Source organism: Corynebacterium sp. HMSC074C05 (genome assembly GCF_001838325.1).
Classification (GTDB): domain Bacteria; phylum Actinomycetota; class Actinomycetes; order Mycobacteriales; family Mycobacteriaceae; genus Corynebacterium; species Corynebacterium amycolatum.
In genome coordinates this window covers 61,987-85,230 of record NZ_KV836297.1, presented here as the reverse complement: position 1 = coordinate 85,230, position 23,244 = coordinate 61,987, and the positions used below count along the sequence as shown (strand labels likewise).

Annotated in this window: 17 protein-coding genes and 2 tRNA genes; 15 read left to right on the top strand and 4 right to left on the bottom strand. The window is 62.0% G+C overall.

Annotated elements, in window-relative coordinates; all coding sequences use genetic code 11:
- Positions 1 to 128: 128 nt before the first annotated feature.
- Positions 129 to 362 carry a hypothetical protein gene (locus HMPREF3042_RS10255; protein ID WP_048734899.1) on the bottom strand — a complete coding sequence of 78 codons (234 nt, stop codon included), beginning with the start codon at positions 360 to 362 and terminating at the stop codon, positions 129 to 131.
- Between the two features lie 372 nt (positions 363 to 734).
- On the opposite strand from HMPREF3042_RS10255, the gene HMPREF3042_RS11035 reads away from it, so the two are divergent.
- From HMPREF3042_RS11035 to HMPREF3042_RS10240, 4 genes are all read left to right on the top strand, one after another.
- Positions 735 to 881: a hypothetical protein gene (locus tag HMPREF3042_RS11035; RefSeq protein ID WP_242451370.1), complete on the top strand. Its 147-nt coding sequence runs from the start codon at positions 735 to 737 to the stop codon at positions 879 to 881.
- A 43-nt stretch (positions 882 to 924) separates the two neighbouring features.
- Complete coding sequence (locus HMPREF3042_RS10250) at positions 925 to 2,259, top strand: glycoside hydrolase family 1 protein (protein WP_242458658.1); 1,335 nt, start codon at positions 925 to 927, stop codon at positions 2,257 to 2,259.
- The gene (locus HMPREF3042_RS10245; protein WP_016422298.1) at positions 2,256 to 3,563 is read left to right on the top strand and encodes an MFS transporter; all 1,308 of its coding nucleotides are present in this window, start codon (positions 2,256 to 2,258) and stop codon (positions 3,561 to 3,563) included. The genes HMPREF3042_RS10250 and HMPREF3042_RS10245 overlap by 4 nt, the downstream gene beginning before the upstream one ends.
- 260 nt (positions 3,564 to 3,823) lie before the next feature.
- Complete coding sequence (locus tag HMPREF3042_RS10240) at positions 3,824 to 5,344, top strand: alpha/beta fold hydrolase (protein ID WP_141764803.1); 1,521 nt, start codon at positions 3,824 to 3,826, stop codon at positions 5,342 to 5,344.
- 38 nt (positions 5,345 to 5,382) lie between these two features.
- Here HMPREF3042_RS10240 and HMPREF3042_RS10235 read toward each other — a convergent pair whose 3' ends face one another.
- Both HMPREF3042_RS10235 and HMPREF3042_RS10230 read right to left on the bottom strand, forming a co-directional pair.
- On the bottom strand, positions 5,383 to 5,595 hold the full coding sequence (locus HMPREF3042_RS10235) for a hypothetical protein (protein ID WP_048735147.1): 213 nt from the start codon (positions 5,593 to 5,595) through the stop codon (positions 5,383 to 5,385).
- Between the two features lie 186 nt (positions 5,596 to 5,781).
- Positions 5,782 to 5,856, bottom strand: a tRNA-Gly gene (locus HMPREF3042_RS10230).
- Between the two features lie 563 nt (positions 5,857 to 6,419).
- Here HMPREF3042_RS10230 and HMPREF3042_RS10225 point away from each other — a divergent pair.
- From HMPREF3042_RS10225 to clpX, 5 genes are all read left to right on the top strand, one after another.
- A tRNA-Pro gene (locus HMPREF3042_RS10225) sits at positions 6,420 to 6,496 on the top strand.
- Positions 6,469 to 7,932: a trigger factor gene (tig, locus tag HMPREF3042_RS10220; RefSeq protein ID WP_126107931.1), complete on the top strand. Its 1,464-nt coding sequence runs from the start codon at positions 6,469 to 6,471 to the stop codon at positions 7,930 to 7,932. The genes HMPREF3042_RS10225 and tig overlap by 28 nt, the downstream gene beginning before the upstream one ends.
- Positions 7,933 to 8,072: 140 nt before the next feature.
- The gene (locus tag HMPREF3042_RS10215) at positions 8,073 to 8,645 is read left to right on the top strand and encodes an ATP-dependent Clp protease proteolytic subunit (RefSeq protein WP_016422302.1); all 573 of its coding nucleotides are present in this window, start codon (positions 8,073 to 8,075) and stop codon (positions 8,643 to 8,645) included.
- Between the two features lie 46 nt (positions 8,646 to 8,691).
- A complete protein-coding gene (locus HMPREF3042_RS10210; RefSeq protein WP_369707172.1) occupies positions 8,692 to 9,315 on the top strand; it encodes an ATP-dependent Clp protease proteolytic subunit in 624 nt (207 codons plus the stop codon).
- A gap of 172 nt (positions 9,316 to 9,487) precedes the next feature.
- A complete protein-coding gene (clpX, locus tag HMPREF3042_RS10205) occupies positions 9,488 to 10,750 on the top strand; it encodes an ATP-dependent Clp protease ATP-binding subunit ClpX (RefSeq protein WP_070857090.1) in 1,263 nt (420 codons plus the stop codon).
- A 62-nt stretch (positions 10,751 to 10,812) separates the two neighbouring features.
- Here clpX and HMPREF3042_RS10200 read toward each other — a convergent pair whose 3' ends face one another.
- Complete coding sequence (locus tag HMPREF3042_RS10200; RefSeq protein WP_049190863.1) at positions 10,813 to 11,598, bottom strand: TetR/AcrR family transcriptional regulator; 786 nt, start codon at positions 11,596 to 11,598, stop codon at positions 10,813 to 10,815.
- Positions 11,599 to 11,828: 230 nt separating this feature from the next.
- On the opposite strand from HMPREF3042_RS10200, the gene HMPREF3042_RS10195 reads away from it, so the two are divergent.
- From HMPREF3042_RS10195 to HMPREF3042_RS10170, 6 genes are all read left to right on the top strand, one after another.
- Positions 11,829 to 12,812 (top strand): malate dehydrogenase, encoded by a 984-nt coding sequence (locus HMPREF3042_RS10195; RefSeq protein ID WP_069359629.1) that lies wholly within the window; start codon positions 11,829 to 11,831, stop codon positions 12,810 to 12,812.
- A gap of 216 nt (positions 12,813 to 13,028) precedes the next feature.
- Complete coding sequence (locus HMPREF3042_RS10190) at positions 13,029 to 15,764, top strand: valine--tRNA ligase (RefSeq protein WP_070857089.1); 2,736 nt, start codon at positions 13,029 to 13,031, stop codon at positions 15,762 to 15,764.
- A 224-nt stretch (positions 15,765 to 15,988) separates the two neighbouring features.
- On the top strand, positions 15,989 to 17,494 hold the full coding sequence (locus HMPREF3042_RS10185) for a bifunctional tetrahydrofolate synthase/dihydrofolate synthase (RefSeq protein WP_187402728.1): 1,506 nt from the start codon (positions 15,989 to 15,991) through the stop codon (positions 17,492 to 17,494).
- The gene (locus HMPREF3042_RS10180) at positions 17,491 to 18,006 is read left to right on the top strand and encodes a DUF4233 domain-containing protein (RefSeq protein ID WP_016422309.1); all 516 of its coding nucleotides are present in this window, start codon (positions 17,491 to 17,493) and stop codon (positions 18,004 to 18,006) included. The genes HMPREF3042_RS10185 and HMPREF3042_RS10180 overlap by 4 nt, the downstream gene beginning before the upstream one ends.
- Before the next feature lie 99 nt (positions 18,007 to 18,105).
- The gene (gene ndk, locus HMPREF3042_RS10175; protein WP_038629458.1) at positions 18,106 to 18,516 is read left to right on the top strand and encodes a nucleoside-diphosphate kinase; all 411 of its coding nucleotides are present in this window, start codon (positions 18,106 to 18,108) and stop codon (positions 18,514 to 18,516) included.
- Positions 18,517 to 19,086: 570 nt separating this feature from the next.
- Complete coding sequence (locus tag HMPREF3042_RS10170; protein WP_070857087.1) at positions 19,087 to 23,199, top strand: translation initiation factor IF-2 N-terminal domain-containing protein; 4,113 nt, start codon at positions 19,087 to 19,089, stop codon at positions 23,197 to 23,199.
- Positions 23,200 to 23,244 lie beyond the last annotated feature (45 nt).

The window sequence follows — 23,244 nt, the reverse complement described above, 5'->3', positions numbered from 1 at the left end:
GGAAATTGCGGGTACTGCTTGTAATTACTTGAGATAACGCATGTAGAGCGAAAAAAGTTCCCGAGCTTACATATCTGTCCGACAGATGTAGCTCGGGAACCAGGAAATGATTGGGTATGGGTAGGTATCTATGATTCGGCGGAGTCGGTGCTCTTGGTGCGGCTCTTCCGATTGGCGTGCCATGCGCGAACTTCTTCGGAATCCCACAGGGTCAACCCATGAAGCTTCGCGACGGGTTCAGGAGCCTTCTTGCGGCCAGCGTAGCTGGTGAAAGTGCCACGTGCGGTGCCGGAAAAAGCAGCGCATTCGACCGCGGTCCATAGTTCGTGTCCAGTATCGGCATCGATAATGGTGGGCTTCATGGTGCCCAGAGTACCCGTAGCACTGGATCCTGAACAGAGGTCAGAAGAATTTCTGGTCCCCGGACGTCGGCTCAGAAAGTAAAAACCGGGAGCAATGCGCCCGGTTGCGTGGAGGGGATGACGGGAATCGAACCCGCGTCTTCAGCTTAGAAGGCTGACAAGTGGGGTTCCTAACGTGATTTTTGATTTTTTTGGGGGGACATCGTCAACAACGGGCCGGGGCTCCGATTCGTTCCAGGGGGAGCGGATTTTTCGCGAACGATCCGGTTGCTCTACTCGGTTGCTTTACGACGACCCCGTCGACGCGCGAAACCCATAACATTTTGTTGGAAAACCAAAAACTAGGCGTGATGTGTGACATAGGATGTCGGCATGTCAACCAATGTGCCTGCCAATGACCGAACTCTCCATCCTCAGCCGCGCACGTCGCCGCTCGCGAAGCCGTTGCATCACGACGTCGATCTGCGGGGTCTGCTGATCGGCACGGCGTCGGCCGCCGGGCAGATCGAGGGGCGGTGACGAGAACAACGACTGGTTCGATTGGGCCCGCGAGCCCGGCAACATCGCCGATGGTTCGACCCCGCTGCGCGCCACCGACCACTGGAACCGGTGGCGGGAGGACAACGAGCTCATGGCGTCGCTGGGTCTGCCCATCGCTCGCATCGGCGTGGAGTGGGCGCGTATCGAACCGCGGCCGGGGGAGTTCGACCATGCGGTGCTGGATCGCTACCGTGAGGAGATTGCCGACCTGCGGGACAAGGGGATTCGTCCGCTGGTGACGCTCCATCACTTCGTCAATCCGCTCTGGTTCGCTCGGCGCGGCGGCTTCACCTCCGATGAATCGCCGGCGGCTTTCCTGCGCTATGCGGAGACGACCGTGCGGGCGCTCGACGACCTCGTCGACGAGTGGATCACCGTCAACGAGCCGAACGTGTACGCCACCCAGGCGCACATGTTCCGCTCGGGCCCGCCGGGCAACCGCTCGTGGGGCGACACGATGGCCGTGCTGCGCAACATGGCGGTGTCCCACATCCGCGGTTACGAGGTCATCCACGGCATCCAGGGGGATCGGGCGAAGGTCGGCATCGCCCACCACGCACGGGCGTTCGCGCCGCGCAATCCGCGCAACCCCATCCACCGCGGCCTGGCGCGGATCAATCGGCATCTGTTCCAGGACATCGTCGCCGACGCGCATCTGGCGGGGAAGTTCCATCCGCTGCTGGGCGGGGCGAAGGTCGGCCGCGGGTTGCCGTCGGGCCGCCACCACGACTTCCTGGGCCTGAACTACTACTCGCGCACGGCCGTCGACAAGTTCGACGACGGCACCTTCGTCGGGGCTCCGGTCAACGACCTCGGGTGGGAAATCCACCCCGAGGGCCTGGTCGAATGCGCCCGCGACCTGAACGAGCGTTTCGGCGGACCGGTCTGGATCACCGAAAACGGCACCTGCGATCTCGGCGATCTGGAGCTGTCGGTCGGTGGCGTGGACGCGGGCGTCGAAAAGCCGAATCCGGCCGGGGACTACGCCAACCCGGACGCCGGGGCTGCCGACCGCAGGCTGGAGTCGTTCCGGCCGCGGTTCATCCTGGAGCACCTGCGGGCCATCGCCGAGTCGGACGTGCCCATCGAGCGCTGGTACCACTGGTGCTTCGTGGACAACTGGGAATGGGCCGACGGCGAAGAGCCGCGATTCGGCATCGTCCACCTGGACTACGAGACGCAGGAACGGACGATGAAGCCGTCGGGCCACCTGCTGGCCGAGCTGGCCCGCACCGGGCGGATCACCCCGGAGCTGCACCGGCGCTACACCGCAGGCCGTCGTTACCCCGTCGCGGACGAACACACCGACCCCAACGTGCGGGCGCAGCCGCCGGAGCCGGATGGGGTGCAGGGATGAGCTCCTCCGAACACGCCGGCTCCTCCGAACGCGCCATCTCCGACGTCGGGCGTTTCACCGCCGACCCCGCCCAGCGCACGCCGGTGACCACCGGCTGGATCGTGCGGTACGGCCTGCTGTACCTGGGGCAGAACATCTCGTGGGCAGCGCCGACGCAGCTGTTGTTGGCGCAGCAGATCCTCATCTGGCATCCGGGGGAGAAGGAGGAGAAGTTCGCGCTCCTCATGGCGGTCGGCGGGTTCTTCTCCATCATCGGGCATCCGCTGGCCGGGTGGTTGTCGGACCGCACGGACACGCGCTGGGGCCGCCGCGCCCCGTGGATCCTCTTCGGCGGGCTGGCGGCGGCCGGGTCGCTGGTGTTCCTGGGCGCCGCGCCGGGCTTCATGGCGTTGACCATCGGGTGGGCGGTGTTCCAGCTGGCCATCGCGGCGTCAATCAACGCGGCCCAGGCGGTGGCGCCGGATACGGTGCCGGACAATCAGTACGGCGTGGTCTCGGGTGTGCTGGGGCTGACGTACACCCTCGGCGTGGTGCTGGGCACCGTCGTGGCCACGGTGTTCGACCTGGGGCTGGCGTACATCGTCACCGCGGCGCTGCTGCTGGTGCTCATCGGCCAGTTCCTGCCGGGCTTCCGCGACGTGTCCCGGGTGCGGTCGCAGGCGGCCGCATCTCCGGTGCTTGACGACGCCGGCGGGGACGCTGACGCCGTGGTGCCCGCCGTCGCCGAGGTGCCCGGAGGGCTCTACCGCGACTTCACGTGGGTGTTCATCGCCCGGTTCCTGGTGACCACGGGCAACTCGGTCGCGTTGTTCTACCTGTTCTATTACCTGCGCGATCACATCGGCCACCCCGATCCGGATGCCGGCGTGCTCGTCCTCACCGGCGCGTATGCCCTGTGCGTCATCGTCACCGCGATCCTGTCGGGCAAAGTGTCCGACAAGATGGGCAAGCGCCGGGTGTTCGTGGCGTTGTCGTCGATGGGCGTCGCCGGGGCCTGCGCGATCATGGCGTTCGCCGGGAGCTTCGCCATGGTCGTCGGCGCGGCGGTGCTGTTGGGTCTGTCGTGGGGCGTGTTCATGGCCGTCGATCAGGCCCTGATCAACCAGGTGCTGCCCAAGGCCGATGAGCGCGGGCGTGACGTGGGCGTCATGAACCTCGCCGTCGCCGGCCCGAACATGGCCGCCCCGGTGCTCGCCGCCTTCGCGTTGGCGAACCTCGGCGGGTACCCCGGCCTGTACGTTTTCGCGGGCGCGCTCACCGCCGTCGGTGCGGTGCTGGTGTACCGGGTGCGGTCCGTGCCCTGATCTCCGTGCGTTGAACAGCGTGCGGCCGGTGCCCTAATCTTCGTGCCTTGAACGGCGTGCGGTCGGCGTTACGGTTTGATACCGTTCGTTGCAGTCGATGAAAGGTGTTTATCCCCGTGCGCCCCACGAAGAAGTTGTCCCCCGCCGCATTCGGCGCAGCGTCCCCCGCCGTCTCCTCTGTGGAGACCGGTGCCGAGGCCCGGTCCGCGAGCCGAGTCTCAGCGGCCCCGTCGTCCCGGACGTCCTTCGTCCGCAGGGCGTTGGCCCCGGTCACGGCGCTCGCGCTGGCGGGCACGTTGCTGTCGGTGCCGCAGGCGTCGGCCGGCGGCTCCGCCGGTCCGGCCGATCTCGGCGGGTTGGACTGGGGCGCGTGCCCGACCGCGGCGATGACCGCGCCGGGCACCGTGTGCGCGGACATCGACGTGCCACGTGATTATTCCGACCCGGAGGGCGCGACGATTTCCCTCACTGTCAGCCGGGTTCCGGCGACGGGGGAGCGCCGTGGCGTCATCGCAGGCAATCCGGGCGGCCCCGGCGGCGACGCGTTGGGAATGTTCTCCGACGAGGCCGTGAGGATGCCGACCGCCGTCCGGGAGCACTTCGACCTCATCGCCGTCGAGCCGCGCGGCCTGGCCTGGGGCACCCCGCTGAACTGCAACGTGGCGGACATCCCGATGACGGGTCTGCTCTCCGGGCAGGTCGGCGCGATGTACGCCTCCTGCGAAGCCAACGAACCGGGATACGCGGCGACCATCACCACGGAGAACACCGCTCGCGATCTCAACCATGTCCGCGACGTGCTCGGCCAGGACGTCATGCACCTCTACGGCCTGTCCTACGGCACGGATCTGATGAGCACGTACGCGACCCTGTTCCCGGACAAGACGGGCCGGATGGTGCTGGATTCCTCGGTCGATCCTGCCGACCGTTACTTTCGGCTCGGAGACTCGCGCGAGCCGTGGCGCCGCGAGGCTCTCAACGCGATGTTCCAGTGGATCGCCGACCGTGACGACGAGTACGGCCTGGGCACCACCGCCCTGCAGGTGTACGCGCGCTGGTCGCAGCGCATCAACGAGGAGGTTGGCGCGCCGGGTCAGGTCTACCCGCCGCCGACGCAGGTGGGCGACGTGCCCGCCGCCTTCGCCGACGACCCGGAGGCGTTCATGCAGCTGGCCGACGGCGTTCTGCCCGTCGCGTGGCGCAGCCATTCCTTCGCGGCGAACCTGATGCGCCCCGGCGCCGGCAATCAGTCGGTGCTGCTGCAGCAGACCTTCGCGGCGACGTACTCGGAGAGCATGTGGCCCGACGTCGCCGACGCCGTGGTCACCGGCGAGGTGGAGACCCCCGAACTACCCGAGGGCGTGACCCCGGAAGACATGATGGCGCAGACCGAGGCGATGGGAACCATCGAGCGGGCGATCATCTGCAACGACAACGTCACCGCCGCCGACCCGTCCCGCATTCCCCGCACGTACCTCGACCAGTTCACCGGCGGCGACATCTTCCGCCTCAACGCCGATGCGCTGTCGTCGGGGCAGCTATGCCTCGGCTGGCCGGGGCAGGGCGCTGCCGTGGAACTCAGCGGCGACGCCCTCGAGTCGAAGCCGCTGCTGCTCCACTACGACCGCGATGCGGCGGTGACCGGCACGGGCGGCCGCGCGATGCAGGCGGTCATGGGCGGCGAGCTCATCGAGCTGCCGGGCCACGGCCACGGCGTGCTCGTCGCCCACAACGACGCCGACGAGATCGCCAACGTCGTCGCCGCCCACTACTTGGGCTGACCGGTCATGCCGGGCTGACCGGTCCGAGATTGGGCCGGCTACTTGCCCTTCGCCTCGTGGCCTTTCTGCCACTCGCGCACGTCGTCGGAGTTCCGCGGGTTCAGCCCGTGGAGCTTCGCCGCCGGCACCGGCGCTTTGCCACGGCCCGCATAGCTGGTGAACGTGCCGCGCGCGGTACCGGTGAACTCCGCGCATTCGGCGACGGTCCACAGCTCGACGCCGGTGTCCTTGTCGATGATGCGAGGATTCATGCCGCCGGGACTAGTTGTGCGTGACGACGGCAAAAGACCCGACATGACAGTGCCACCGACTTGTTACCGACGCTGTATGAAACCGTGACGCGCGCACGCGGTCGTGACATGCCTGTGACGGATTTCGGGACGGATCCCGTCAAAAAGAAGAACACCCTCCGACGCTGGCCGGAGGGTGCTTTCACATGGAGGGGATGACGGGAATCGAACCCGCGTCTTCAGCTTGGAAGGCTGAGGTATTAGCCACTATACGACATCCCCATAGACAGAAATCCGGCTTAGATGCGCAATCGCCTCCACCAGACTGTGTCTTGGTACAAGGCATATTAACCCGTTAAAGCGCACATACAAAAATCGATGCCAGGTTTTTCTCGAAGGCTTTAAAGAAAAGTGGCTGTGGCCGGGAAAAACAGAAAATGAAACTAAAGCAACGTGGGGTATGTGAAACAGGCGTATAGCCGTTGATTACACTGTCACACGACTCAACAAAGGGGCAGTCGTTTTAGGCGGCTTCTTTGGAGGGTCGGCCGACGAATGGAGTGTTTGCAGCAAACGAGGCCGCCAAAAGCAGTGCCGAGGTGATGCAAACGCCCGGTGATATGCATGGATTTCATGAAACCAGTAGTAGTTGGCAGGTTGGCTCTCGATGGCGTCGTAAAGCGTTTTCAGACAGAGCATTAGCCTGGTTGAACGCGTGGTTTTGTGATTTCATTAATCGTCAGGTAAATCTATACGGGTCCGTTATGGAAACGCGATTTCGCGACTATGAGGGCCCCGGTGCAGATGCTCCAAAGGGGTTTCTGCTAGGTTTCGAATGACGCATACGGGGTATGGCGCAGCTTGGTAGCGCGTCCGCTTTGGGAGCGGAAGGCCGTGGGTTCAAATCCCGCTACCCCGACCAGTATCACGGGCACTCCCGTGGTCTATGAATTAATCATCGAGTTGCAGGAGAGTGCACCAGTGAAGTCTTCCGTTGAGAAGCTCAATGAGACCCGAGTGAAGATTACCGTCGAGGTCCCGTTTGATGAGCTGAAGCCAGAGTTCGACAATGCCTACAAGGCACTGGCTCAGCAGGTCCAGATTCCGGGCTTCCGTAAGGGCAAGGCCCCGGCAAAGCTGATTGAGGCCCGCTTCGGCCGCGGCCCAATCCTGGAGCAGGTGCTCAACGACATGGTTCCGTCCCGCTACGACGAGGTCGTTCGCGAGGAGGACCTGAAGGTTATCGGTCAACCTGAGGTTGACATCACCAAGCTGGAAGATGGCGAGCTCGTTGAGTTCACCGCTGAGGTTGACGTCCGCCCGGAGATTGAGCTGCCGAAGTTCGAGGACATCGCAGTTGAGGTTGACCCGCTGGTCGCCGACGAGGAAGCTGTTGAGGCTGAGCTGCAGAACCTGCTCGCTCGCTTCGGCACCCTGACCGGCGTCGAGCGCGCAGTCGAGAAGGACGACTTCGTCTCCATCGACCTGTCCGCCACCATCGACGGCGAAGAGCTGGAAGAGGCTTCGACCGAGGGGCTGTCCTACCAGGTTGGCTCCGACGACCTGATTGACGGCCTGGATGACGCTGTTGTTGGCCTGTCCCAGGGCGAGTCCAAGGAGTTCACCACCAAGCTGGTTGCTGGCGAGCACGAGGGCGAGGACGCTCAGGTCACCGTTACCGTTCAGTCCGTCAAGGTCCGCGAGCTGCCGGAAGCTGACGACGACTTCGCTCAGATGGCTTCCGAGTTCGACACCATCGACGAGCTGAAGGAAGACCTGGCCCGCCAGGTCGAGAACACCAAGAAGGGTGAGCAGGCTCAGCAGGTTCGCGACAAGGTTTTGGCTGCCGCTATGGAGCAGACCACCATCGCTCTGCCGGAGGGTGTTGTCAAGGAGCAGGTCGAGGGCCAGCTGCAGCAGCTGCTGGGGCAGTTCGGCGGCGACGAGAAGGTTCTGAACTCCATGCTGGAGGCTCAGGGCACCACCCGCGAGCAGTTCGACGAGGACTCCAAGAAGTCCGCTGAGGAAGCTGTCCGCACCCAGCTGTTCCTGGACGCACTGGCTGAAGAGATCCAGCCGGATGTTTCCCAGCAGGAGCTCACCGACCACATCCTGTTCACTGCTCAGTCCTACGGCATGGATCCGAACCAGTTCATCCAGCAGATTCAGCAGTCCGGCCAGCTCGGCAACCTGTTTGCAGACGTTCGCCGCGGCAAGGCTCTGGCCACCTCGATTCTGAAGGCTTCCGCCAAGGATACCGAGGGCAACGAAATCGATCTGAACGAGTACTTCGGTGAGGTCGAAGCTGAGGCTGAGAAGGCTGAGTCCGACAAGGCTGAGGACAACTCGGCTGAGTAAGCCCCGCCGTTAGCGCGACGCATTCCTTATGTTGCAACGCTTATAGCGAACAAGGGCCGTTCCTGAAACAAAGGGACGGCCCTTTTCGTTACCCTCTAGTGAACGACAAACTCGCACACGTACGAAGAAGGAGTACACAGATGAGCGATAACGCCCAGATGTCGACGAACACAGTTTTCGACAAGCTGCTCAAGGAGCGCATTATTTGGCTGGGTGAGCAGGTCGACGACGAGATTGCCAACAAGCTCTGCGGTCAGATGCTGCTCCTGGCAGCTGAGGACCCGGAGGCGGATATCTCGCTGTACATTAACTCCCCGGGCGGCTCCGTCACCGCCGGCATGGCCATTTACGACACCATGCAGTTTGTTCCGTGCGACGTGGCTACCTACGGCATGGGCTTGGCAGCTTCCATGGGCCAGTTCCTGCTCGCCGCAGGTGCTAAGGGCAAGCGTTACGCACTGCCGCACGCCCGCATTATGATGCACCAGCCATCTGCCGGTATTGGCGGTACCGCATCCGACATCACCATTCAGGCTGAGCAGTTCGCTGCCACCAAGAAGGAGATGGCTCGTCTGATTGCGCAGCACACCGGTCAGCCGGTCGAGCGCATTGAGGAAGACTCGGACCGCGACCGCTGGTTTACCGCAGCTGAGGCAAAGGAATACGGCCTGGTTGACCACGTCGTGACCGCCCTCAAGGACACCGCACGCTAAAAGCGGACAGTAGCGAATAATTAGAGGCGATTTAATCAACATGGAGATGAACAATATGCAGATGCCGCAGTCGCGCTACGTGCTTCCTTCTTTCGTGGAGCACTCCAGCTTTGGTGCTAAGGAATCCAACCCGTACAACAAGCTCTTCGAAGAGCGCATTATCTTCCTCGGCTCCCAGGTCGATGACACCGCCGCTAACGACATCATGGCGCAGTTGCTGGTGCTTGAGGGCCTGGACCCGGATCGTGACATCACGATGTACATCAATTCCCCAGGCGGCTCCTTCACCTCGCTGATGGCCATCTACGACACGATGCAGTACGTGCGTCCCGACGTGCAGACCGTGTGCCTGGGCCAGGCTGCCTCCGCGGCAGCCGTGCTGCTCGCTGCGGGTGCACCGGGTAAGCGTGCAGCTCTGCCGAATGCGCGCGTGCTCATTCACCAGCCGGCTACCCAGGGTATCCAGGGCCAGGTTTCCGACCTGGAGATTCAGGCGAACGAAATCGAGCGCATGCGCAAGCTGATGGAGGAGACGTTGGCTCGCCACTCCGGTCGCACTGCAGAGCAGATCCGCAAGGACACCGACCGTGACAAGATCCTGACCGCTGAAGAGGCCGTCGAGTACGGCATCATCGACCAGGTCTTCGAGTACCGCAAGCACAACGCCTAAAAGGAGACATGGTCTCTTTGGAGTGCTGCGCACTGGCCGTCGTAAAGCGCCGGGCGAGATCGCGTGAAATTCACCTCGCCCGGGCGTGGAAGCCGGTATTTGCGCGCACTCACGGTAGGCTGGTCTGAAGCAGTTATTGGCAACGAAGCGGAAAGGCGGCGGCGGGAGCCTCATGGCGCGTATGCAAGAAAGTGCGGATTTGCTGAAGTGCTCTTTCTGTGGAAAGAGTCAGAAGCAGGTCAAAAAGCTGATTGCCGGACCTGGTGTGTACATCTGTAATGAATGCATCGAGCTCTGCAACGAGATTATTGAAGAGGAGCTCAACACCGGCGGCGAGGCAACTGGCAACGACGACCGCCTGCCGCGCCCGATGGAAATTCGCGACTTCCTCGATGAGTACGTCATCGGCCAGGACACGGCAAAGCGCACGCTAGCGGTAGCGGTCTACAACCACTACAAGCGCCTTCGTGCTGCAGAGACCAAGTCGGACAACGACGTCGAGCTGCAGAAGTCGAACATCCTCCTGCTGGGGCCGACCGGCTGTGGCAAGACCTACCTGGCACAGACGCTGGCTCGCAAGCTGGATGTGCCGTTTGCAATCGCCGATGCCACCAGCCTGACCGAGGCCGGCTATGTCGGTGAGGATGTGGAGAACATCCTGCTGAAGCTGCTGCAGGCTACTGATTTCGACGTCGAGAAGGCGCAGCGTGGCATCATTTACGTCGATGAAATTGACAAGATCTCGCGTAAGTCTGAAAACACCTCCATCACTCGCGATGTCTCCGGTGAAGGTGTGCAGCAGGCGCTGCTGAAGATTCTCGAGGGAACCGTAGCCGCCGTGCCCCCGCAGGGTGGGCGCAAGCTGCCGAACCAGGAGTTCATTCAGTTCGACACCTCCAATGTCCTGTTCATCGTCGCCGGTGCGTTTGCCGGTCTGGAGAAGGTCGTGCAGGAGCGTGTCGGCAAGAAGGGTCTGGGCTTCGGCGCAGATGTCACCTCGGCTAACGACGCGGATATGAAGGATCCATTCCGCGACGTGCTGCCGGAGGACCTCGTTCGATTCGGCCTGATTCCTGAGTTCATTGGTCGCCTGCCCGTCATCGCATCGGTCACCAACCTCGATGAGGACGCGCTGGTTCGCGTACTCACCGAACCCAAGAACTCCCTGGTCCGCCAGTACCAGCACCTGTTCGACATGGACGGTGTGCGCCTCACCATCGACGATGAGGCACTGCGCGCCATTGCTGCCAAGGCGATTAGCCGCGATACCGGCGCCCGTGGTCTGCGCGGCATCATGGAAGAAATCTTGGTTCCCGTGATGTTCGAAGTACCAGAGCGTGACGACGTCGCGGAGGTCATCGTCCACAAGGAATGCATCACGGACGGTGCAGCGCCAGAGCTCGTTGAACGCAGCGAGAACAAGAAGACTGCGTAAAGGTAGCTGAAAACCCGGTTAGAGTAGCCGCTCTAACCGGGTTTTGGTGTCTGTATGGAGCCCTAGTCGTCCATGCCGTAGATGTCGCGGTAATCCGGGGCATCATCAGCAGCCAAGTCCTGAGTCTCTGGGTTGGGCTGATCGCCATAGACCTCTGCGCCAAGCGCGGACGAGTTCGCGCCATGGGAGGCCAGCAGGGAAGTGTACGAGCTGCCCGGTTCGTTGCGAGGCGAGGATGTCAACAGGCTGGTCACGGTGTCCTGTGCGAACTCACGCAGCTTGTCCGACAGCACCGTCGATTGCATTTCAATGCCGTAGAGGTTTTCAAAAGTTCGTTGGTGCAGGGTGGGGAAGGTGGCCAGCGACAGCACGAGAATATAAAGATCAAGTGCGGAAATGTCAGTGCGGAATGCACCGTAATCGCGGCCGAGCAACAAGATGCGGTCAAACTCCAAAACAATAGGGCTCTGGCCACCAAGCCCAGTCACGCCTTCAAGCGGCAGGACTGGGTGTAGGTTTTCCTGGATGATGAACCGTACGGCGAGTGGGTTCGCCGAGAAATAGTCGTAGATAACGCCGACTACATGCTGCAGGGCTTCCACCGGCACATTGGAGTGCGGACGCAGGTCGTCGTCGTCAGGCCTTACGGTCTCCAGCACATGTGCCCACGTCGCCCTGTAGAGTCCCAACTTGTCACCACAGTGGTAGTGAAGCATACGCTTGGAGACACCAGAGGCGGCAGCAATGGCATCCAAACGGGCATCTGCATACCCCTTTGCGGTGAATTCTTGAAGTGCTGCCACCAAGACTGCATGGGGGATTGCATCAGAGGAGCCTGGAGACTTCATGAAAATCCTTTGCTTGGACTAGAGAGCGACTACGGGGTTTTGGCTATCTAACGGGGGTGAAATTGGTCAGTCGCGGACTTCTTTCTAGTGAAATGAGTACACGACCGTAAGTTATGCCTAATGCTATCCGTTTTTCAGAAATGGCCTGAGCGCATCGCCCCCGTCTGCGCCAATTCTGCAGTCGCATTAGAGTGGGCAGCGAATTGATTCTCTCTCGAGAAAGGCCTGTAGTGAACAAGACTCCCGTAAAGGTTGCAGTTACCGGCGCCGCCGGACAGATCGCTTACTCCCTGCTCTTCCGCATTGCCAGCGGTTCGGTTTTCGGCCCTGAGACCCCGGTTGAGTTGAACCTGCTGGAGATTACTCCGGCGCTGCACGCCACCGAAGGCGTCGCCATGGAGCTGTTTGACTCCGCCTTCCCGCTTCTGACTGGCATCAACATCACCGATGATCCGGCAAAGGCATTCGACGGCGCCAACGCCGCATTCCTGGTCGGTGCGAAGCCGCGTGGCAAGGGCGAGGAGCGCTCCGCACTGCTGGGCGCCAACGGCAAGATCTTCGGTCCGCAGGGTGCCGCACTGAACGATCACGCAGCAGACGACATCAAGGTTCTGGTTGTCGGCAACCCGGCTAACACCAACACCATGATTGCCGCTTCCCACGCTAAGGACATCCCGGCAGAGCGCTTCACCGCCATGATGCGCCTGGACCACAACCGTTCCCTGTCCCAGCTGTCGCAAAAGATTGGTGTTCCGACCACTGAGATCAAGAACATGATCGTCTGGGGTAACCACTCCGCAGACCAGTTCCCGGACATCACCTACGCCACCATTGCAGGCGAGAAGGTCTCCGACAAGGTTGACGCTTCATGGGTCGAGCAGGACTTCATCCCGCGTGTCGCCAAGCGTGGCGCAGAAATCATCGAGGTCCGCGGTTCTTCCTCCGCAGCTTCCGCTGCAGCTGCCGCAGTTGACCACATGCGTGACTGGGTGACGGGTACCCCAGAGGGCGAGTGGGTCTCTGTCGCACTTCCGTCCGATGGCTCCTACGGCATCGACGAGGGCCTGGTTGCTGGTGTTCCGTGCTACGCCAAGGACGGCGAGTGGGTTCGCGTTGAGGGCCTGGATCTCTCCGAGGTGCAGCGCGCTGGCATCGAGCGCAACGTCAAGGCACTGCGCGAAGAGCGCGACGCAGTTAAGGACCTGCTGGTCTAAGGGTCGCTTAACGCCTGTTTAAAGGTGCCCTCTTGTGATGGTTTCACAAGAGGGCACCTTTTCATTTACTGCGGTAATCGCAGATTGGCTCGGGGCGTGAGTAAAGCTTGAATTCGGCGGTGCGTAAGTCGCCGATAGCAGATATGGGTTGGGGCGCAAGGGTCGTCGTAAAGCCCCTGGAAAAACAAATCCGGGCAAGGCGCTAAGATGTGACGCGTGACTGAGAACAACGTGGACCTAAACAGAGCAGATAAGTTGCCCAAGTCGTGGAACCCGGCTGACGTGGAGTCGGACCTGTACCAGGGCTGGGTAGACGCTGGCTATTTCGAGGCTGATCCGTCTAGCTCCAAGCCGGCTTACTCTATTGTGCTGCCCCCGCCGAATGTGACGGGTCAGCTGCACATGGGCCACGCATTGGACCACACTTTGATGGATGCGCTGGTGCGCCGTAAGCGCATGCAGGGCTACGAGGTGCTGTGGCTGCCGGGTATGGACCACGCGGGTATCGCAACGCAGACCAAGGTCGAGGCGATGCTGAAGGAGTCCGAAGGCAAGGACCGCTTCGATTATGGCCGCGAGGAGTTCGTGGAGAAGGTCTGGGAGTGGAAGCACGATTACGGCGGACGTATCGGCAACCAGATGCGCCAGATTGGTGACTCCCTGGATTGGTCCCGTGAGCGCTTCACTCTGGACGAGGGCCTGTCCCGTGCGGTTCAGACGATTTTTAAGGAACTGTTTGACCGCGGCCTAATCTACCGCGCCAAGCGCATGGTTAACTGGTCTCCGGTGCTGCAGACTGCAATCTCGGATATTGAGGTCAAGTACGAGGACGCTGAAGGCGAGCTCGTCTCCTTCCGCTACGGCGATGGGGAAGACTCCATTGTTGTGGCGACGACTCGTGTGGAGACGATGCTGGGCGACGTGGCAATTGCCGTGCACCCGGAGGATGAGCGCTACACGCACCTGGTGGGCAAGGTTTTGGACCACCCGTTCCGCGAGGACCTGAAGATTCAGGTCATCGCCGATGACTATGTGGACCGCGAGTTCGGTACCGGTGCGGTGAAGATCACGCCGGCACACGATCCGAATGACTTCGCCATGGGCCAGCGCCACGACCTGGATATGCCGGAGGTCATTGACACCACTGGCCGTATCTTCAACACTGGCACGCGTTTCGACGGCATGGATCGTGCGGAAGCCCGTACTGCGCTGACGGAGGCGCTGCGTGAGCAGGGGCGCATTGTCAAGGAGGTCCGCCCGTACGTTCACTCGGTCGGCCACTCGGAGCGCTCGGGTGAGCCGATTGAGCCGCTGCTGAGCCTGCAGTGGTTCGTTAAGGTCGATGAGCTGGCCAAGATGTCCGGCGATGCTGTTCGCGAGGGCGACACGGTTATTCACCCAGCTTCGCAGGAGCCGCGCTGGTTCGACTGGGTCGATGACATGCACGACTGGTGTGTTTCCCGCCAGCTGTGGTGGGGCCACCGCATCCCGATTTGGTACGGCCCGAATGGCGAGGTCGTCTGTGTCGGCCCGGATGATGAGGCTCCGACGGGCGAGGGCTGGACGCAGGATCCGGACGTGCTGGATACCTGGTTCTCCTCTGCGCTGTGGCCGTTTTCCACGATGGGTTGGCCGGAAGCCACCCCAGAGCTGGAGAAGTTCTACCCGACATCCGTGCTGGTCACCGGCTATGACATTCTGTTCTTCTGGGTCGCGCGCATGATGATGTTCTCGACCTTTGCTGCCACCCTGCCTGATTCACCGCTGGGTAAGGGCCGCGATAGCCGTCCGCAGGTGCCGTTTAAGGATGTCTTCCTGCACGGTCTGGTCCGCGATGAGCAGGGTCGCAAGATGTCGAAGTCCCTCGGCAATGGCATTGACCCACTGGACTGGGTCCGCGACTACGGTGCGGACGCACTTCGCTTCACGCTGGCGCGTGGCGCTAACCCAGGCTCTGACCTGCCGGTCGGTAATGACGCCGCTCAGAGCTCCCGTAACTTCGCTACCAAGCTGTTCAACGCCACCCGCTTTGCGCTGATGAACGGGGCCCACGTGGGCGAGCTGCCGGACCGTGACCAGCTCACCGACACCGACCGCTGGATCCTGGACCGCCTGGAACAGGTCCGCGCCGAGGTTGATGCTGCGCTGGATAAGTACGAGTTCTCCAAGGCCAACGAGGCCCTCTACCACTTCGCATGGGACGAGGTCTGTGACTGGTACCTGGAGATGACCAAGGTTGACTTCCCGCGCCTGAACGACGGCGAGACCATGACCGAGGAGCAGGCCGCCCGCGCAGCCTCCACGTGTCTGGTTCTCGGCCGCGTGCTGGATACGCTGCTACGTCTGCTGCACCCGTCCATGCCGTTCGTCACGGAGACGCTGTGGAAGGCGCTTACCGACGGCGCGGAGGGCTTCGAGGATTCTCTGGTTATTTCCGCCTGGCCGGATGCCACCATGACCACCGACGGCGCTGCTGTCGACGAGGTTGCCGCACGTCGTATTGCCGATGCCCAGAAGTTGGTCACCGAGCTGCGTCGTTTCCGCAATGACCAAGGTGTGAAGCCGTCGCAGCGCGTGCCGGCACGCATGAACCTGGCGGATGCTGATCTGGCTGCTCAGGAAGAGATGATTCGTTCGCTGGCTCGTGCTGAGGCACCGGAGGATGGATTCACCGCTACCGCTTCCATTGAGGTGCGCCTGTCTCAGGCCACGGTTCTGATCGAGCTGGATACCTCCGGCACCGTCGACGTGGCCGCTGAACGCAAGCGCCTGGAAAAAGACCTGGCCAAGGCCGAGAAGGAACTGGCCGGCACCGAGAAGAAGCTCGGCAACGAGGCCTTCCTGTCCAAGGCTCCGGAGCAGGTCGTGGAGAAGATTAAGACTCGCCACCAGTTCGCACTGGAGGAGATTGACCGCATTAAGGCTCGTTTGGAGGGACTTCCGCAGGCATGACCGAACCACGGGATATCGAACCTCGGGGTGCTGAATCACACGATGAGATTGCTGGGGAGATTCGTTTGAATCTTGGCGGCGAGGACGATTCGGTGGCGCAGGAAGAGTCTGCGGTGCGAGAAGAGTCCACTGCAGCGCCTGAGTTCGAATTCGATCCGGCTGACTCCCAGATCGTCGAGGACCTTGAGCCTCGCGAAATCGCCGGTGTGATGGCCGATGACCGCATGCCCGATGACATGCGCCTCGGTGAGGTCTCCGTGTCCGAGGAAGGCCTGAGCCTGCCGGTCGATGTGGACCGCCCGGTCAACGAGCCGGCTCCGCTGGAGGCCACCGCCGAGGAGCTGCGCGAGCTCGCAGAGGTGGAAGCCGAGCTGGATCAGCGTTGGCCGGAGACCAAGATTGACCCATCACTCGAGCGGATCGAGATGCTGATGGACATCCTTGGCCATCCCGAGCGTGCCACTCCGGTGATTCACGTTGCCGGCACTAATGGCAAGACTTCCACTGTTCGCATGATTGAGTCGCTGGTGCGCGCTCTCGGTCGGCGCACTGGCCGCACCACCAGTCCGCATCTGCAGCTGGTTACCGAGCGCATCGCCATCGATGGCCAGCCCATCCATCCACGCGACTACGTGCGCATCTGGCGCGAGATTCAGCCCTACGTGGAAATGGTTGACGCCAAGTCCGCCGAAAAGGGCGGCCCGCAGATGAGCAAGTTCGAGGTCCTCACGGCCATGGCCTACGCTGCCTTCGCCGACGCTCCTGTCGATGTCGCCGTGGTGGAAGTCGGCATGGGCGGCACATGGGATGCGACCAACGTGGTGGAGGCCGACGTGGCAGTCATCTGCCCGATCGGTCTCGATCACACGGAGTACCTCGGCGATACCCTGGCTGAAATCGCTGCTGAGAAGGCCGGCATCATCAAGTCGCGGTGGAACAAGGACGACCTGCTCACACCACCGGACAATGTCGCCATTGTTGGCGAGCAGGAACCGGAAGCAATGGACGTCGTTTTGCGCCGTGCCGTGGAAATGGATGCCTCGGTCGCCCGTGCTGGGGTTGAGTATGGCGTCGTCAGCCATCAGCTGGCGGTCGGCGGGCAGAACCTAACGCTCAAGGGCCTGGCCGGCGAGTATGACGACATCCATCTGCCACTGCACGGTCCGCATCAGGCGCGCAACGCCGCCACAGCGCTGGCCGCGGTGGAGGCGTTCTTCGGCGCAGGTCCGGGACGTCCGCTCAACATTGATGCGGTTCGCGAAGGCTTTGCGACGGTCGCATCGCCCGGCCGCCTGGAGCGCGTGCGTTCGACCCCGACGGTGTTTATCGATGCCGCCCACAATCCTCACGGTGCCCGTGCGCTACGCACGGCGCTCTCCGCTGAGTTCGACTTCCGCCGTGTCATTGGTGTGCTGTCGGTGTTGGGGGAGAAGGATGCTCGTGGGCTGCTGGTGGAGCTGGAGCCGTACTTCGAAGAAGTGGTAATCACCCAGAACACCTCGCCGCGTGCGCTGCACTACGACGACCTGGCTGACCTTGCGGAGGAGATTTTCGGCGAGGAGCGCGTGCATCGCGTGCCAACTCTGCCGTCCGCCGTTGAGCTAGCTGTCGCGCTGGCTGAGGAAACCGACACCGGTGACGGTATTGTCTCTGGTTCCGGTGTGATCGTCACTGGATCTGTTGTTACCGCGGGCGAGGCCCGGACACTATTTGGAAAGGACCCGCAATGAGCGAATCTCAGGCGAGCCAGCCACAGGGCAATGGCGCGGAGGATTACACCGCTGCCGATCGCGAGGCCCTGCGTGCCTACCGCGAGGGCCGTGACCTGAGTGAGGGCGGCAAGTACGGTCCGCTCGGTGCGGGACACGATCCGGCTAAGGACCCGCTGAAGGGGCTGCGCGGTGTTATGTCCGGCACGCTGATTATGCAGGCTATCTCGGTGCTGCTTGGTCTGACCGTGGTCACGCGCATTCCCGACGGTCAGATTAACCAGACCTTCTCGGTTACGTACATCACTATCCTGGGCCTGGCTCTGATTGCGATGGCTTTCCTGCAGAAGCAGCCCTGGGCGCTGAAGGCCAACATTGTGCTGCAGGTCTTTGGTGTGCTGGCTATTTTCACACACGTGTCGATGGGCGTGGTGGGTATCTTCTTCGCACTAGTGTGGGCCTACATTCTGCACCTGCGGAAGAACCTCATCCAGCGTATGGAGCGCGGTCTGTTGACCACCCAGCACTCGTAGATTTCCCGCGCTCGTAGTCGCGCTGGGTTACGCTGCACATTTCACCCCGCTGCACCACCACTCCGGTGCAGCGGGGTTTGTCATAGTATGATGCACACCATGACTGAACGTACTCTTATTCTGATCAAGCCGGACGGCGTTTCCCGCGGTCTGGTCGGCGAAGTTATCTCCCGCATCGAGCGCAAGGGCCTGAAGCTGGTCGCGCTTGACCTCCGTGTTGCTGACGAGGCAACTGCGAAGGAGCACTACGCAGAGCACGTCGATAAGCCGTTCTTTGGTGAGCTGGTTGATTTCATCACCTCTGCACCGCTGGTCGCTGGTGTTATCGAGGGCCCGAACGCAATCGCTGCTTGGCGTCAGCTCGCTGGCGGCACCAACCCGGTTGAGGCCGCAACTCCGGGCTCCATCCGCGGTGACTTCGCACTTGAGGTTGCTAACAACGTTGTTCACGGTTCCGATTCTCCGGAGTCCGCTGAGCGCGAGATTGGTATTTGGTTCCCGAACCTCTAAACGTTGACGGTTCAGCATTGACCCGTAAGCGTTGAACTGGCGCCGAACTGAGCAAGCAATTGTTTGCCGGTCCGGCGCTTTTTGCTTGTCGACGACCGTGGGGTGGCCCTTCAGCGGGCTGCACGTGTGAATGCGGGCATGGGCTGCAAATGTGAAACTGTGCAAGTTTATGACACTTTCGGCCATTTTTCGAGCCATTTTTGTCATAAACGCAGTCAGTAACTCGGATTGGCCCGCCGCCGCCAATGTCGGTGCGCGCCACCTGCTCGATATGTGCGACAATGGACAGCAGCAGTTGTGCCCGGGAGTTCGCTCCGGTGGATGAAATATTCCGCATGTGATCGCTGAATCCCCGAGTCAGCCGGAAGGCCTGCCAATAAGACTTTCATAATTGTTCATCGTTTTCGGCCCTCTATCTGCGCATATGGCGCAAATGAAGTGGCTGTCGCAACATCGTTGCTCCGCCTGGGTTTCAAGGCCACAACGGATGTAGGCGCACATGGAATGACAAAGAGTGCGCTTCCTGTTGTCGAGTTTTGCGTGGTGGGGTGTCAAGGAGAAACAAATACAGTGGCAAATTTCAGCCAGGATGTTGTCGCTAAGGCACGCGAATTTGATCGCGAGTCGGCGGCTCTGAAAACCCGAGTCCACCACCTGGCCAAGAGCTTGGGGTTGACCTCGAAGGAAACCATCGAAGCACTGGGGCACGCGGGGATTGTCGTAAAGTCCGCTGCGTCCACCATTAATCAAAATCAGCTCGACGCGGTGCTGAATTTCATCGGCGAGCATCCAGAGGATGCCTCGCTTAACGACGGATCCGCTGCGACCAAGCCAACCGGCGAAGAGTCAGCTCCGAAGAAGGACGCCGCAAAGCCAACAGCTGATACCAAGGCTGCGAAGGAAAAACAGTCGGCAGATAAGCCGAACGCGGCGGATGAGAAGTCGGACGAGCAAACCGCAGCTAAGTCCGAGAAGAAATCAGCTGCTAAGAAGAGCAGCAAGAAGTCGGCTGCGAAGAAGGCCACAAAGAAGGCTGCGCCGAAGGCAGAAAAGAAGGCCGACCAGAAGGCAGCTCAGAGCGAAGCGGAGTCGGACGCAGCGCCTGCTGAGGAAGTGACCGAGAAGAAGGACACCAAGAAGGCCTCGGCTAAAAAATCCTCGGCAAAGCAGAGCGCAGAGAAGCAGGCTGAAGAGAAGCAGAGCGACGAGAAGAAGAGCTCGACTAAGAAGCGGGCAACGCGTAAGCGGGCTGTGAAGAAGACCGCTGGAGCTCCGGAAGAAACCGCAGCGAAGGACGAGCAGAAGGACTCGAACTCGGTCGTCGAGGAAGCGGTTGAGGCTGTAGTTCAGTCGTCGTCGAAGAAGACTGCAGATAAGAAGGCTGCCGACACCGTAGCCGAGACCGCTGAGAAAACTTCCGCTGAGAAAGCGTCCGCCGAAGCACCTGCTGCAAAGAGCGCTGCAGTGACCACACGTCGTGGTCGCCGAGTTCGCCGTGCGGTCCGCACGACCAGCGCTCCAGTGGCAGAGGAGACTCGGGAAACTCAGGAAGCGCAAGAACCGCAGGATACACAGGCAACTCAGGGCGAAGCCCTGCAGGACATCGAGCCGCCGGTAGTCCCGGAGCCGCCGGTTGCGGAAGAGCAGACCGCGTTTGCGCCTATCTTCCTGGCTCCGCAGGCTGTACCGGCCACGGCCAAGAATTCGGCCACCGAGGATGCAGCTTCGGCTGACAGCGGTGCCTCCAACCAGGATTCCGATGACAACGCGGGGGAGGGGCAGGACGGCTCGTCGTCAAGCGAAACGGAGCGTCAGCCGCGGCCGCGCCGTCGCCGTCGTGGACGTGGGCGTCGTAATGATGATGCTCAGCAGGCGGAGAAGACCACCGAAAAGGCAGAGCGCGAGGAGGCGGAAACCCGCGAGGCGGTCGAAGAGCCGCAGGCGATTAAGGGCTCGACTCGCCTGGAGGCGCAGCGCCGTCGCCGTATCGAACGTCGTGAGGAATCGCGCAAGCGCCACGTGATCTCGGAGGCTGAGTTCCTGGCTCGCCGTGAGTCGGTGGAGCGCACGATGGTGGTGCGTGAGCGCAAGCGCCATGACCACTCGGGCATTGTCACTGAGGTGGGTGTGCTGGAAGATGACCTGTTGGTCGAGCACTTCGTTACCTCTGACACGCAGACCACGCAGATCGGCAATATCTACCTCGGTCGCGTGCAGAACGTCCTACCCAGCATGGAAGCGGCGTTCATTGATATCGGAACCGACCGCAACGGTGTCATTTACATAGGTGACCTGAACTGGAAGCTGCTGGGCACGAAATCGCGTTCGCGCAAGATTGAACACGCGCTGAAGGCCGGCGACCAGATTCTGGTCCAGGTGTCCAAGGATCCGATTGGTCACAAGGGCGCGCGTCTGACCACTCACATTTCGATGGCTGGTCGATTCCTGGTGTACGTGCCGGGCGGCCGGAGCGCGGGTATTTCCCGCAAGCTGCCGGAGCCGGAGCGCAAGCGCCTGAAGTCGATTCTGAGTGAGGTTACGCCGGAGGGCTCGGGCACGATTATTCGCACCGCGGCCGAGGGCGTGTCCAAGGAGGCCATCCAGGCCGACATTAAGCGCCTGGAATCGCAGTGGCAGGAAATCTGGGAAACCTCCGAGGCGGCGAAGGCGAAGCGCGGGGCAAAGCCGATTGCGCTGTACGAAGAGCCGGACATGCTGGTCAAGGTCGTCCGCGATGTCTTCAACGAGGACTTCTCGCGTCTTGTGGTGGAGGGCGACCGTCCGTGGAACACAGTGACGGACTACATCGGCGACCTGGCACCGGAGCTGGAGCCGCGTCTGCAGCGCTACTTCGCCAAGGAGCACGGCGGCGCTGATGTCTTCGAGCACTTCCGCATCGATGAGCAGCTGGCCAAGGCACTCGACCGCAAGGTCTGGCTGCCCTCGGGCGGCACGCTGGTCATCGACCGCACCGAGGCCATGACGGTCATCGACGTCAACACCGGCAAGTTCACCGGTGCTGGCGGAAACCTGGAAGAGACGGTCACTCGCAACAACCTGGAGGCCGCTGAGGAAATCGTCCGCCAGATGCGTCTGCGCGATCTGGGCGGCATGATCGTCGTCGACTTCATCGACATGGTGCTGCCGGAAAACCAGGACTTGGTGCTGCGCCGTCTGAAGGAGGCGCTCGGCCGCGACCGCTCGCGTCACGAGGTCTCCGAGGTCACCTCGCTCGGCCTCGTCCAGATGACGCGCAAGCGTCTGGGCACAGGCCTGCTGGAGACCTTCTCCACGCCGTGTAGCTGCTGTAATGGCCGTGGTCTGATTATCCACATCGACCCGGTCGAGCAGGACAATCAGGGCCGTGGTCATAAGAACGGTCGTCGCAACGAAGAGCAGGGTAAGTCCAAGCGCCGCAACAAGTCTCGCTCGGAGCACAATCCGGCCAACCACCCGGCCGCGCTGGCCATGCACCGCGATCAGGGCGACCAGGCAGGAGCTTCCAAGGCAACGCTTGACGACGACGCGGAGACCAACCAGCGCGATAAAGACGCAGCCGACAAGCGTGTCGCAGCTGCTGTCGAAGCGGTCATCGTCTCTTCTGGGAACGATGAGCCGAAGCCACCGCGTCGTCGCCGGGTTCGTAAGAGCCAGAGCCGAAACGATGAGCAGCGACAGGACGGCAATGGCCGTCAGGAGCGCCGCGAGCGTGATGAGCGCAACGAGCGTTCGGAGGGCTCCGATGACCTGGCTGCTCTGGCTGCCGCAGCTGTTGCGGAAGCCCGTGAGAAGGATCCGGAAGAGCCATCGGATGACCGTTACATGCCGCAGGAGGGACAGCGCCGCCGCCGTCGGGCTACGCGTCGCCGGGTAGCGGAGCATGTCGCCGTTGATTCGGCTGCACGCGACGCTGATGACCGCGACGAAGAACATGGCGATCGTCGCAAGCGTTCGGAGCGCCCGGCTCGTGCTGAGCGCGCCAACATCGCCGATAACGGTGGCGGCCGTGGAGGCCGTGGCGACGCTGAACGCTCCAGCAGCGCCAGTGCTCGACGTCGCCGTCGTCGCGCTGTTCGTCGTACGGCTGTGGATGAGACCACTGCGCCTCAGACCGAGTCCCAGGCAGCTTCCACCACAGATGTGCGGGAGCCAGCCGAGGATGACAAGGGTGGCAACGCTAACAAGACCGCCAAGGCTGCGGCCACGGAGTCCCAGACCTATGAGGAGGCCAAGGAGGCGTTCGAGCGTTCCCCACGCCGTCGTCGTCCGACTCGCGGTAACTCCCGCTCGGATCGTGCACCGCGTCGCGAGGACTTCGAGTCCACTAAGCCAAAGGCGGACGCTGAAGGCAGCAAGGGCGGAGATCGTGCCAAAGACAACCACGATGACAGCAACCGCAGCGCCAACCGCAGTGGCGGTGGCCGTCGCTCGGGCAAGTCACGGGTTGAAGTGGTAGCGGTCCAGGGCACGGGAGCTCGCCGTAATCGCCGTCGGGCGGTGCGCAGGGTCTCGTCGCAAAGCGATGCCGGAGCGACTGCGCCGAAGCAGCGACAGGGCGCTTCAAACCGCGCTACTAAGCCAGAGCAGAAGCAGGCTAATCGCGGTGCTGCGGCGCCGCAGACGAAACCGGCCAATCGTCGCCGCCGAGTGCGTCGTGCGGTGCGCCGAAGCAGCCGGAACTAGGTATTAAAAATCTGGAATAAGGCCAGATAGGAGGCTGTTTTTCGT